Here is a 12,071-nt window from a genome sequence, read left to right as displayed (position 1 = left end):
TTCAGCCTTCGGCCTCTTCGACTTTCCGATAGGGTACGAAATCTTCAAGGAAAATGACGCCGGAGAAGAAGTTCCCGCCGCGGTCGCGCGTCGTGACATTGTCGAGCCTACATAGCTGGCTTCCGCTCCCATATTTGCGGATTACCATGTAGTCATCATCGTCGAGCGATTTCGGGTTGCGGGTATAGTTCACCCAAACAGTCTTGCCGCGCTCATAAACCAGCGCAGTCTTATCGATGATACGCAGGTTACCGCTACCGAATGTGGTGATGCAGCTTTCCGGCTCACCCGCGACACGGCCTTCAAGGATTTTCGCGAGCTTTTGCTCGCCCTTGCTCATTTCCGGCTCGGCATCTTCGCCCGCGAGAGCCGGCGATGCGGCGAACCCCAATGCAGCGATGGCAGTAATCAGAGCTTTCATCACACTTCTCCTTCTTGGCCACTCAGCAGCCAGCGATGACGCGGACATTCGACAGAAAGATACGCGATTCTCGCCGATTTGCGCAACATGGATACCACAACGGGCTGAACCGCGCATTACTGCTTCACCAACCGGGTTCGCGCAAAATTGACACGAGGTTACATGGCAGAGCCGATTAAGCAGTGCCGCCGACGGTTATCCCGTTGACCAACAATGTGGGTTGGCCCACGCCAGCCGGGATACTCTGCCCTGCTTTGCCGCACATGCCGATTCCTTCGTCGAGCGCCATGTCATTGCCGATCCCGGTCACCCGAGTCAGTACGGTCGGTCCGTCGCCGATCAGTGTCGCGCCCTTGATCGGCGCGCCGAGTTTACCGTTCTTCACCTTGTAGGCCTCGGTACAGGAGAAGGTGAACTTACCCGAGACAATGTCTACCTGCCCGCCGCCGAAACTCTTTGCGAAAATTCCGTTATCGATCCGCGAGAGAAGCTCCTGCGGATCATCTTCACCGCCCCGCATGAACGTATTGGTCATTCGGGGCATGGGAGCATGGGCATAGCTTTGCCGCCGCCCATTGCCGGTCGGTTCGACCCCCATAAGCCGGGCATTGAGGCGGTCCTGCATGTATCCTTTCAGGATACCGTCCTCGATCAGCACGGTCTCTTCGGTGGGCGTACCCTCGTCATCGATGCTGAGTGATCCGCGACGGTCGTGGATCGAACCATCATCGACCACTGTTACGCCCGGCGCAGCGACCCGCTCGCCGATCCGGCCCGAAAATGCGCTGGTCCCCTTGCGATTAAAATCGCCTTCGAGCCCGTGGCCGACCGCTTCGTGGAGCAGCACGCCAGGCCATCCCGGACCAAGTAGCACTGTCATCTCGCCAGCCGGAGCAGCCTCGCTGCGCAAGTTGACGATCGCCTGGCCGAGTGCGGTGTCGATCGCTCGAGACCAAGTCGCTTCTTCGAAAAGATCGTCGTAGAGATAGCGCCCTCCAATACCGAAACCGCCGCGTTCGCGCCGTCCGTTCTCCTCAGCAACAATGGCGACATTAAGCCGCACCAGCGGACGGATGTCCTGCGCGGTAAAGCCATCGGCGCGCACAATGTCGACAACGCTCCAGCTACCCGAAAGGCTGACAGTGACCTGCGCAACGCGCGGATCCTTGGCGCGTGCGGCGGCATCGATCGTTTCGAGCAGGCGCACCTTTTCGGCAAAGCCGATCGCGTCGAGCGGGCTGGCATCGGTATAGAGGTGCCGGTTTGAACGGCGCGGGGGCGGCGCAGGAGTGCCATCGGCTGGATCAAGCAGTCGCAGCGTCTCGCCCGCGCGAGCGATGGCGCCAGCACTGATCTCATTGCCATGGGCGAAGCCGGTCATCTCACCCGAGACGCCGCGCAGGCCAAATCCGGAATCGCGCGAGTAATCGGCAGTCTTCAAGCGGCCGTCATCGAAGGTGAAACTCTCGGTCGCGCTGAACTGGAGGAACAGCTCGCCGTCGTCACAGCCTGCCAGCAGTTGCTCGGTCAGCGCCTGGGCTTCATCGGGGGAGAGCTTGTCCTGCGCATAAAGCAGCGCGGTGGGGGATGGGGATGTCATGCGGTCCATATAGGAAGCCGCATGGCCGAACGACAACCGCTTTGGACCAGTAAGTCTAAAGGTAAGCGAGCGACAGCGTGAAAGTGCCCTCGTAATCGCCAGGAGCCTGCGTGCCCGAGACGATCAAGGTTCCGCCAACATGGAAGAACTGGTCGCTGGCGGTTGCCTGCAATCCGATTGGCAATCCGAATACCAGCGTATCGATCAGTCCCGTGCCCGAATCATAGACGAGATTGGCGGTCATAGTCTCGGTCCCGCCATTGCGCGTAAGGATCACACTAGGGTCGCCGCTCATCACCATAACCGTGCCGATCGGTGCCTGTGCACGGAAAGTAGCCCGGTGTGCTGTGGTACCGACAATTGTCACATCGCCCACCGACGAGATGCCGTTGGTATTGGGATCGATGGTTACCGCGCCGCCGGTGCCCTGGGTTACGATCGGCCCGAAGTCGAGGCTTTCGAGATTGACAAGGGTCGATGGCAAGGTGACCACGGCGCGTCCACTCGCATCGGTATTGTCGGCGGCAGCGGCCGGTGCGATAGGCGTAGCCACGGCGCCGGCCAAGGCCAGCGCAGCCGCGATGCGCCGCAAGCAGCCTTCGCTCGTAAAATTCCATGCCAACATCGTGTGGTCCCCGTTCCTGGTCGAGGAGGGAACTACTGCAAAGCCCGCAATTATTGGTTTCGGAACAGGGTCAAGGGATCAGGTTAACAGTGCCCTAACAAGATGTTGGTCAGCTGGCCCCTGCGGAAATGTCCGGCAACTCCGATTGGTCGACACCCTCCGCAGGTCCGCCCTTGAGGATGAAGCGGCGGTCACAGTAACCGCAATCGACATAGCCGTGCTCGTCGATCTCGAGGAATACCCGCGGATGGCCCAGCGCAGAGGGGCGAAAACGATCTCCGCCCCGGATATCGCCGGAACCGTCACAACTGACGCGGGGGGAATCGACCAAAGTCGTCTCGGGAGGGGGCAAACTCATATGCGCAGCCGATAATCCCGCGCGGCACGACCGTCAATCACATTGCCCGGTCAGTTATATTGGATCGTGACTTCGAAAGTGCCGGTATAGACTCCGGGCGTCTGCGTAGCACCGACATTAAGCGTACCCCCGAGCCTGAAGTCGAAGATACCCGTCGGATCGTCGATCCGGAAACGGCTGTAGCCCGACGTCTGCTGGATCAGCGAAAGCGCCGGGCTGCCGTCGATAATCAGGTCGACGATCTCCATGTCGGCACCAGGGCCAGTCAAAGTGATCTTGCTGCTCGGAGGTTTCTTGATCCGTACGATACGCCCGGTTTCCCCCTTGCCGCCAAATTCGGCAGGCTGGCAGGCACCGGAATGCAGCACGCTTCCGGTTACGCTGCAGCTGGGCGACGAAGTGGCGGTCATCACAACTGTCCCGCCCCCGGTTTCGACGAGATTGCCAAAATCCATGTCGGCGACTTTGGTAATCGTCAGCTCGCCGAAGATCGCCAGCCGCACATCGACCGAACGCTGTGACTGCGCAAAGGCTGGATTGGGCAATAGCGCAGCGAAAAACGCGCAAAACCAGATGCTTGCGAAAGCACGCAAGGTAAGCCGCCCGCGGCGAGAAGTGGCGAATTCTGATCTCATTGCGAACCCTGTTAAGCATTGTGCTACAAAGAAAGCCGCAAAGTTCATGGTTAACGGCGGGGTAACTAATCATAATTCGCAGGGCGTGCCGGTTGCCTCTTTACTGTAGTCGATGTCGCTCCCAAAGGAGCAGTCATGACTGACTCGGCCCAAACCGCGCCTCCCGCCATTGCTATTCGCGACTTGCAGAAACGCTACGCTGCGCAGGACGGCACTGAAGGCACGCTCGCGCTCAAGGGGGTCAGCTTCGATGTGCCGCAAGGGCAGATATTCGGACTGCTTGGCCCCAATGGAGCGGGCAAGTCCACGCTGATCAATATCCTCGCCGGCCTGGTCAACAAAACCGCCGGCAGCGCCGAAATCTGGGGTTTCGACATCGATGCTAGCCCGCGTAACGCCAAGCGCTCGATCGGGATTGTCCCGCAGGAAATCGTCTTCGATCCCTTCTTTACGCCTTTCGAAGTGCTGGAAAATCAGGCTGGCTTCTACGGCATAGCTAAGCGTTTGCGGCGATCGAAAGAGCTGCTCGATGCGGTCCGGCTGGCGGATAAGCGCGATGCCTATGCGCGCACACTCTCTGGCGGGATGAAGCGGCGATTGCTGGTGGCAAAGGCGATGGTCCACTCTCCGCCGATACTGGTGCTTGACGAGCCGACTGCGGGCGTCGATGTCGACCTGCGACGTCAACTCTGGGAGCTTGTGACGCAATTGCATGAAGACGGGGTCACCGTGGTGCTCACCACGCATTATCTCGAAGAAGCGGAGCAGCTGTGTGACCGCATCGCCATCATCGACCAAGGCAAGCTTATTGCCAACAAGCCGACGCGCGAGCTGGTGGAAATGGCACGGGAGAAGATCGTCCGCGTAACGGTTGATCGCGATCTTGCTGAAGCGCCCGCGCATGAAGCCTTTGTCAAGAGCGAGAAGCTCGACGAGCGCACCGCAGAGATCACTTACAACAAAGATACGATGAGCGCGGGGCAGGTCCTGGCGCTTATGCAGCAGCAGGGCTTCATCATCGATGACGTTACCACACGCGAAGCCGATCTGGAGGATGTGTTCGTCCAGCTTACTGGAACGGGATGACCGAATCTGAATTCATTCAACTCGCTCACCGCAATCCAGTAAATCGACCGCTGCTGGATCGGTTGGCTGCTATCGCGCTTCCCGATTGTTTTCTTGTTGCTGGGTGCCTTTTCCAGCCAGTTTGGAACGGCCTTTCAGGCCGCGATCCCGGTGCCGGGATCAAGGACTACGATGTTTTCTATTTCGACAAGGACGATCTGTCTGTGAAATCGGAAGCGGCGGTGGAGGAGGCGGTCCGTCATGCGACGATCGACTTGGAAATCAAGGTCGATGTGAAGAACCAGGCTCGCGTGCATCTGTGGTACGAAGAAAAGTTCGGTCCGGGCTATCCGCAATTGATCTCAGCCCGCGACGGCATCCAGCGCTATCTGGTCGTTTGTACCTGTATTGGAATCGAAGTTGGCAGCGAAGAGGTATATGCGCCATTTGGCTTTGCGGAAATCGAGTCCGGAACCTTACGGATGAACCCGATAAATCCTCGTCCAGATTTGTTCCGCGCCAAGGCGCGAAGCTATCAGTCGCGTTGGCCATGGCTCACGATTGTCGATCCGGATGGCGATGAGGCAAGCCTGCCATGAATACTCTCTACGATGCCATCGGGGTCGATTACGCCCAGCTGCGCAAGCCTGATCCGCGCATTGCTGAACAGATTCATGCGGCGCTGGATGACGCGCAGAGCGTCCTAAATATCGGTGCGGGGGCAGGCTCATACGAGCCGATCGACCGCGACGTAGTTGCTATCGAACCCTCGGCAGAGATGATCGCCCAACGTCCCGCAGGTGCTGCACGTGCGGTGCAAGGCTCGGCAGAAAGCCTGCCGTTCGAGGATGGTTCATTCGATGCCGCCCTCGCGATCCTGACGATTCATCACTGGAGCGACCAGGCCAGGGGCCTTGCAGAAATGCGCCGCGTTGCGCGCAAGCGCGCCGTACTACTCACATTCGACCCGGCTTTTCGCGATGCCTGGCAACTGTACTATTGGCCCCAACTAGCGACGCTTGATGATGAGCAAATGCCACTGCTCCGTTTCTACGAGCAGCATCTCGGACCAGTGCGGATCGAGGAGGTCGCCATCCCGCATGATTGCAGCGACGGATTCCTCTATGCCTATTGGCGCAGGCCGAGTGCCTATCTCGACGAACGTATCCGCAAGGGCAGCTCGTCCTTCTGGCGCATCGATGGGCTGGACGAAGGGGCAGCAAGGCTCGAAGCGGACCTTGCTAGCGGAGCCTGGGAGGAGCGCTATGGCCACCTCCTCGCGCAGGAGAACGCCGACATGGGCTACCGGCTGGTGATCGCCGAATTCGACTAAGACAAGAACCAGGTCTGGGCCCCTTGTCGGGCCACTGGCGTGAGTTTAGGCGGGGGGGATGCGGCGAGGGAGGCCGCCGCTGCCGACCAATCGGTCCTCACGCCAGCGGCCCGGGGCTTCGCGGTAGATCATGCTCTGGCAGGTTTTGCATTGACCGCGAAAGATCGGACCATCGGTACGCACACGATTGCGGACCGGCTGGTGAAGGTTCACCCAACAACGCAGCCGGTCCTTGAGCATTGGTGCGACCTCCTAGCTCCGTTCCGGGAGGTACTACGGAATCGGCGATCTGGCTCATTACAACTCTGTAATGGTTTGCAATTCCAAGGTTTTTCATCGCGCTTGCGCAGAATGCCGCGAGCCGCCATGAGTCGTGCATGACCAAGGCTCATGATGTTCTTGTAATCGGATCGGGTGCAGCCGGACTCACGGCGGCACTGGCGCTGGCAGAAGAGCGTCAGGTGCTGGTGCTGGCCAAGGGTTCGCTTACAGGCGGCTCTACGGCGTGGGCGCAGGGCGGAATCGCTGCAGTGCTCGACGCGGGCGACACCTTCGAAAATCATATCCGCGACACCATGGTGGCAGGCGCGGGCCTCAACGATCTCGAGACAGTCGAATTCGTGATCGAACGCGCGCCGCAAAGTATCGACCGGCTGTGCGAGCTGGGTGTGCCGTTCAACCGCGAAAGCGGCGATCTCCATCTCACACGCGAAGGCGGGCACAGTCACCGCCGGATCGTGCACGTCGACGATGCAACCGGATGGGCGGTGCAGGAAGCGCTGCTCAAAGCCGCCGAGGCGCATCCCAATATCACCATGCTGCCGGGGCGCAGCTGCATCGACCTCATCACCGGCAGGCACGGCGAGCGCTACTCGGGCGAAGGCCGCATATGGGGCGCTTATGCTCTCGACGAGGCCACCGGCAAGGTCGAGAAACATGTCGCGCGCGCGACTGTCCTTGCGGCGGGCGGCGCGGGCCGCGTCTACCTCTTCTCCACTGCACCGCGCGGTGCGACGGGAGACGGGATCGCCATGGCCTGGCGTGCCGGATGCCGCGTTTCCAACATGGAGATGATGCAGTTCCACCCGACTTGCCTCTACAATCTCGAGGTCAAGAACTTCCTCATTACCGAGGCAGTGCGCGGCGAAGGCGGCCATTTGCTGCATCCCGAAACCGGCCACCGCTACATGGTCGATTACGATCCCGTGCGGATGGAACTGGCACCGCGCGATATCGTGGCGCGCGCCAATGATGACCAGATCAAGCGCGATGGTCTCGACTATGTGCATCTCGACATCAGCCATCAGCCGCCCGAATTCGTGAAAGAACATTTCCCGACGATCCACGAGAAGCTGGCCGGCCTCGGAATCGACATGACCACCGACCCGATTCCGGTCGTTCCCGCGCAGCATTATACCTGCGGCGGAGTGAAGGTCAGTCTCGATGCGCGCACCGACCTGCCGGGCCTTTGGGCCGCGGGCGAATGCACCGAGAGCGGGCTACATGGCGCGAACCGTCTGGCATCGAACTCTTTGCTTGAATGTTTTGTTTTCGGGGAAGCCGCTGCAAAGGACATCCTCGCCTGCTGGGACGATCTCGACGAACCGCCGCCGATCAAGGATTGGGACGAGAGCCGCGTGTCCGATTCCGACGAGCAGGTTGTGATCAAGCAGAATTGGACCGAGATCCGGCGCTTCATGTGGAATTATGTCGGCATCGTACGGACGACCAAGCGGCTCGAGCGTGCTGCCACTCGCATCCGAATGCTTCAGGAAGAGGTCGAGGATTACTACGGCAGCTTTGTCGTCACCACCGATCTGATCGAGCTGCGCAACCTGCTGCAGGCAGCCGAGTTGATCGTGCGATCGGCGCTGGAGCGCAAGGAAAGCCGCGGCTTGCATTATATCCTGGATTATCCCGAGACCGACCCGGCCGCGCGCGATACGGTGCTGGTTCCGTAAACGCCGCCCTCGCTTGGGCTATAATCCGAAGCGAAACCCGTAGGCCACGCCAATAGAGTACTGCATGCGCTGGCCGCGCTCGCGTACCAGCGGCGAACTGCCTGCTTCGCTTTCCAATCGTTCGATGCTTGAAATGACGGTTATCGCGCTGCGCCGCCCAAGCGGCCTGACTATGGTTCCGCCCACGCCATAGGACAAGATCCCGCCGCCCGGGTTATACTGCTCAAGACCCGTATTGAGCGATTGCACGGCATCGATGCCGAAATAGGGACGCATGAACCCAGCACTCGCCAGTGATAGGCGCGGGCCGAAACTGGCGATAGTTCCGCCATAACGCAGTCTGTGATTGAGCGAGAAGTCAGCGACCGTGCCCTCGTACCCGCCGAAGCCGCGCACCACCCGCGCACCGATTTCCCATTGCCGCTTGCTGCCGAAGCTTTTCTCGACAAAGCCTCCCGCCTCGATCGATGCGTCGATATCGCCCATGCCGATGAGAGCTTTGCTCCCACCAGTGACCTGGAATGGGGAGCCGCCGTTATCTTCGTCCCGGCCGAAGCGGACACGCGCTACCGGCCCGGCTTTCCAGCCGTCCGCGTTGATCGCGTTCCAGCCAATCCCTTCCGGCACCGAAGCGAACAGCTTGTCGTCGTAGTTGATCCGCACGTCGGGGAAGATGGAGAGCGCCATCTCATCCGAGCCTTGCCATGCCGGGGTGTAAAATGGCGCTGCGCCAACAGTTACAGTCCAACCTTCCTGCTGGACTCCGGGCGGAGGCCCCCCTGTAGGGACAGCACCGCCTTGTGCGCCTTGGGGCGGGCCGCCGGCTGGTTGGCCGTCCTGCGCTGCAAGAGGTGCGGCGGCCAGGAATGCTGCTGCGGCGGTGAGGGCGGGAAGTTTCTCAATGTAAAACATGGCGATGGCCATTACGCGGCGAGCATGATCGAATGCTGAACGCATTCGCCTGCGGTCGGCAAAGCGTTTGGGCGGTCTTCCTCCAATCTGGACTCTCCCGCCCGTCCGTCGCATGTTCTGTTGCTTGCGAGGGAGAATGACATGGCGGACCGGCAGGAAATCGACGCAATCGTCGTGGGGGCGGGTTTCTCCGGCCTCTACATGCTGCACAAGCTGCGCGGGCTCGGTTTCTCGGCCAAGGTGATCGAGACGGCGGATGATGTCGGCGGGACCTGGTACTGGAACCGTTATCCCGGCGCGCGCTGCGATATCGAGAGCTTCGAATACTCTTTCTCCTTCGACGAAGACCTGCAGCAGGAATGGGAATGGTCCGAACGCTATGCGACCCAGCCCGAAATCCTGCGCTATGCCCAACACGTCGCCGAGCGGTTTGACCTGCGCCGCGATATCCAGTTCGAAACTCGTGTCGACAGCGCGCATTGGAACGAGGAAAGCAAGCGTTGGGACGTCGCGACGAGCGACGGCGAGAGCTACTCAGCACAATATCTCATCACCGGCGTCGGCTGCCTTTCATCTTTCAACAAGCCTGATATCGCCGGACTCGAGGACTTTGCCGGAGAGACCTACTCGACTGGGCACTGGTCGCACGAAGAGGTGGACTTCACCGGCAAGAAAGTCGCCGTGATCGGTACCGGTTCGAGCGCGATCCAGTCGACTCCGATAATGGCCAAGCAAGCGGATCACCTCACGATATTCCAACGCACCCCCAACTACGTCGTGCCCGCGCAAAACCATCCCAACGATCCCGAATTCATCGCTGGGCTGAAAGCAAAGTATGGCGAATTCCGGCAGGCAGAGCGCGAGTCGCTTCTCGGTGCGGCGCGGGTCCTGCCGCAGACGCCGAAGTTCGTGCGCGATATTCCCGAAGACGAGTTCCAGGCCGAGATGGAGCAGCGCTGGGAGATGGGCGGGCTGGTCGGCTTTATAGCTTCGCATCTCGATTCGGGCAGCGACCGCGCGGCCAACGAAAGGCTCGCCGATTTTGTGCGCGCCAAGATTCGCGACAGGGTGTCAGACCCCGATGTTGCCGAACTGCTGACGCCGCGCAGCTACCCCTTCGCCACCAAACGCTTGTGCGTCGACATCGGCTATTACGAGATTTTCAATCGCGACAATGTTGAGCTGGTTGACCTCAATGCGACCCCGATCGAGCGGATCGAGGCGGGCGGCGTGCGCACATCTGGCGCGCTTTACGAGGCCGATATCCTGGTGCTGGCAACTGGCTTCGATGCCATGACCGGCTCGTACAATCGGATCGATATTCGCGGCAAGGGCGGCGAAAAGCTCAAGGACAAATGGGCCGACGGGCCGCATACCCATCTCGGACTATCATCAGTCGGCTTCCCCAATATGTTCATGATCACGGGCCCGCAAAGCCCCTCGGTCGGCTCCAACATGATCGTTTCGATCGAACAGCATGTCGAATGGATTTCCGATGCGATGCTACACCTACGCGAGCAGGGCGCAGAGACCTTCGAGCCCCTTGCGGAGGCGGAGAGGGATTGGGGCGAGCATATCGACGAGCTATTCCAGATGTCGCTGCATACGCAGGCCAACACCTGGTATCTCGGCTCGAATGTGCCGGGCAAGCCGCGTGCCTTCACCTTTTACCTCGGAGGTGTCCAGGCCTACGGAAACGTGATCAATGAGATTGCAGAGAAGGGCTATCCCGGCTTTGTAATCGATGGCGAACCAAAGCCGAACGACGTCGACTTCGAAGGGCATGTGATGGCATTGATGCCACCGGAGCTTCAGGCCGCCTAACTACTGCTTTTGCCGAGTTGCATGCAGCATACCTATTCCGGTAGGCAACGCGCCTTCGCCAACTAATCAATCGGAATCCTTATGCCCGAGATCCAAGCCAACGGAATTACCCTCCATTATGACGAGCATGGCGATCCGAATGATCCCGTGATCTTGCTGATTATGGGCTTCGCCACCCAGATGACCGGTTGGCCGATCGAGTTTGTCCAGGCGCTGGCCGAGCGCGGCTTTCGCGTCATCCGTTATGACAATCGCGATATCGGACTCAGCCAGAAGTTCGATGGCGTCAAATCACCCGGCATGGTCAAACTCATGATTCTGACCCGGCTCGGCTTCAGGCCAAAAGTTCCCTATTCGCTTGGCGACATGGCCGACGATGGGGCAGGCCTCCTTGATGCGCTGGGGATCGAAAAGGCGCACATCGTCGGCGCTTCGATGGGCGGGATGATCGCTCAGCGTTTTGCAGAGCGCCATCCACAAAAAGTCCAGACGCTCACTTCGGTGTTCTCGACAACCGGCCATAGCAAATTGCCCAAAGCCAAGAAGGAAGCAATGGAGGCGCTGGTGAAGCGTCCGCAAAGCTTTGACGAAGATGTCTTGGTCGAGCACGGCATCAAGGTCTCGCGCACGATTGGCAGCCCGGGCTATCCGGCGCCTGAGGAACGCTTGCGCGAGCGAGTGCGGGCAAATGTGCAGCGTAGCTTTTACCCGCCCGGTCCGGTGCGGCAGATGGGGGCGATCGCGACCGATGGGGACCGGCGGCCGATGCTCAAGAAGCTCAATGTCCCGACCCTTGTCTTGCATGGCGATGACGACCCGCTGATTCCGGTCGAACATGGACACGATACGGCCGCGCATATTCCTGAAGCAAAGCTCAAGACGATCCCGGGATGGGGGCATGACCTGCCGCTTGAGCTGGTGGATGAGTTGGCCGACGCGATTGCAGCTCACGCGAATGGTAATGCCGAGCCTACCGCGCAAGCTGCAGAGTAGCTTCGGTTCAATCTCTGTTGCGGTTGGCTAGTGCCGCGTAGGCGCCGTAGGTCGCCACAAAATATGGCACGAGATATGTCAGCGCGACTTTCCATAGGACGGGCATGCGTCCGGCCAGGATCAGGTCGCCTTGGTTGATCGCGGTGAGGATCGTCCCGACCACAATGGCAACGCCGAGCGAACGTTTGGCGACTGGCGCGGCGAAGCAGTTCTTGAATGCATTTCGGTTGATCACTGGAGCATCCTAGCGGGCAATCACGGATTCGAAAATTGCGCGTTTCGATTCGATTGATTCACAAGCCCCGGCGAACAAATTTTGCCCAAAATTTTTTTTGCCGGATTCA

Annotated in this window: 13 protein-coding genes; 6 read left to right on the top strand and 7 right to left on the bottom strand. The window is 59.8% G+C overall.

Annotated features, from left to right (window positions below; translation table 11 throughout):
• Position 1: 1 nt before the first annotated feature.
• The 5 genes from ACEWMW_RS02925 to ACEWMW_RS02905 form a co-directional block, all read right to left on the bottom strand.
• Entirely contained in the window at positions 2 to 421 is a 420-nt protein-coding gene (locus ACEWMW_RS02925) for a hypothetical protein (protein ID WP_409412392.1), read from the bottom strand.
• A 175-nt stretch (positions 422 to 596) separates the two neighbouring features.
• Positions 597 to 2,021: a metalloprotease TldD gene (gene tldD / locus ACEWMW_RS02920; protein ID WP_409412391.1), complete on the bottom strand. Its 1,425-nt coding sequence runs from the start codon at positions 2,019 to 2,021 to the stop codon at positions 597 to 599.
• Positions 2,022 to 2,076: 55 nt separating this feature from the next.
• On the bottom strand, positions 2,077 to 2,646 hold the full coding sequence (locus tag ACEWMW_RS02915; protein WP_409412390.1) for a DUF4402 domain-containing protein: 570 nt from the start codon (positions 2,644 to 2,646) through the stop codon (positions 2,077 to 2,079).
• 109 nt (positions 2,647 to 2,755) lie between these two features.
• Positions 2,756 to 3,004, bottom strand: a complete 249-nt coding sequence (locus ACEWMW_RS02910; RefSeq protein WP_409412389.1) for a zinc-finger domain-containing protein — start codon at positions 3,002 to 3,004, stop codon at positions 2,756 to 2,758.
• A gap of 50 nt (positions 3,005 to 3,054) precedes the next feature.
• Positions 3,055 to 3,639 carry a DUF4402 domain-containing protein gene (locus ACEWMW_RS02905; protein WP_409412388.1) on the bottom strand — a complete coding sequence of 195 codons (585 nt, stop codon included), beginning with the start codon at positions 3,637 to 3,639 and terminating at the stop codon, positions 3,055 to 3,057.
• A gap of 135 nt (positions 3,640 to 3,774) precedes the next feature.
• Here ACEWMW_RS02905 and ACEWMW_RS02900 point away from each other — a divergent pair, with 135 nt between their 5' ends.
• From ACEWMW_RS02900 to nadB, 4 genes are all read left to right on the top strand, one after another.
• Positions 3,775 to 4,725, top strand: a complete 951-nt coding sequence (locus ACEWMW_RS02900; RefSeq protein ID WP_409412387.1) for an ABC transporter ATP-binding protein — start codon at positions 3,775 to 3,777, stop codon at positions 4,723 to 4,725.
• On the top strand, positions 4,722 to 5,303 hold the full coding sequence (locus ACEWMW_RS02895) for a nucleotidyltransferase family protein (RefSeq protein ID WP_409412386.1): 582 nt from the start codon (positions 4,722 to 4,724) through the stop codon (positions 5,301 to 5,303). The genes ACEWMW_RS02900 and ACEWMW_RS02895 overlap by 4 nt, the downstream gene beginning before the upstream one ends.
• Positions 5,300 to 6,037, top strand: a complete 738-nt coding sequence (locus ACEWMW_RS02890) for a class I SAM-dependent methyltransferase (protein ID WP_409412385.1) — start codon at positions 5,300 to 5,302, stop codon at positions 6,035 to 6,037. The genes ACEWMW_RS02895 and ACEWMW_RS02890 overlap by 4 nt, the downstream gene beginning before the upstream one ends.
• Positions 6,038 to 6,414: 377 nt before the next feature.
• Positions 6,415 to 7,998 carry an L-aspartate oxidase gene (gene nadB, locus ACEWMW_RS02885; protein ID WP_409412384.1) on the top strand — a complete coding sequence of 528 codons (1,584 nt, stop codon included), beginning with the start codon at positions 6,415 to 6,417 and terminating at the stop codon, positions 7,996 to 7,998.
• 18 nt (positions 7,999 to 8,016) lie between these two features.
• Here the strand turns inward: nadB and ACEWMW_RS02880 are convergent, their stop codons facing one another.
• On the bottom strand, positions 8,017 to 8,955 hold the full coding sequence (locus tag ACEWMW_RS02880) for a MipA/OmpV family protein (protein WP_409412383.1): 939 nt from the start codon (positions 8,953 to 8,955) through the stop codon (positions 8,017 to 8,019).
• A 96-nt stretch (positions 8,956 to 9,051) separates the two neighbouring features.
• On the opposite strand from ACEWMW_RS02880, the gene ACEWMW_RS02875 reads away from it, so the two are divergent.
• Together ACEWMW_RS02875 and ACEWMW_RS02870 are read left to right on the top strand one after the other, a co-directional pair.
• Positions 9,052 to 10,734, top strand: coding sequence for a flavin-containing monooxygenase (locus tag ACEWMW_RS02875; RefSeq protein WP_409412382.1), 1,683 nt, complete (start codon positions 9,052 to 9,054; stop codon positions 10,732 to 10,734).
• Positions 10,735 to 10,815: 81 nt separating this feature from the next.
• A complete protein-coding gene (locus tag ACEWMW_RS02870) occupies positions 10,816 to 11,727 on the top strand; it encodes an alpha/beta fold hydrolase (RefSeq protein WP_409412381.1) in 912 nt (303 codons plus the stop codon).
• Between the two features lie 7 nt (positions 11,728 to 11,734).
• On the opposite strand, the gene nrtS is transcribed toward ACEWMW_RS02870, so the two are convergent.
• On the bottom strand, positions 11,735 to 11,962 hold the full coding sequence (gene nrtS, locus ACEWMW_RS02865) for a nitrate/nitrite transporter NrtS (RefSeq protein ID WP_409412380.1): 228 nt from the start codon (positions 11,960 to 11,962) through the stop codon (positions 11,735 to 11,737).
• Positions 11,963 to 12,071: the final 109 nt, after the last annotated feature.

The sequence above is a fragment of the Litorerythrobacter xanthomarinus genome, assembly GCF_046254955.1.
Classification (GTDB): Bacteria; Pseudomonadota; Alphaproteobacteria; order Sphingomonadales; family Sphingomonadaceae; genus Qipengyuania_C.
This window is presented reverse-complemented; position numbering and strand designations above follow the sequence as displayed.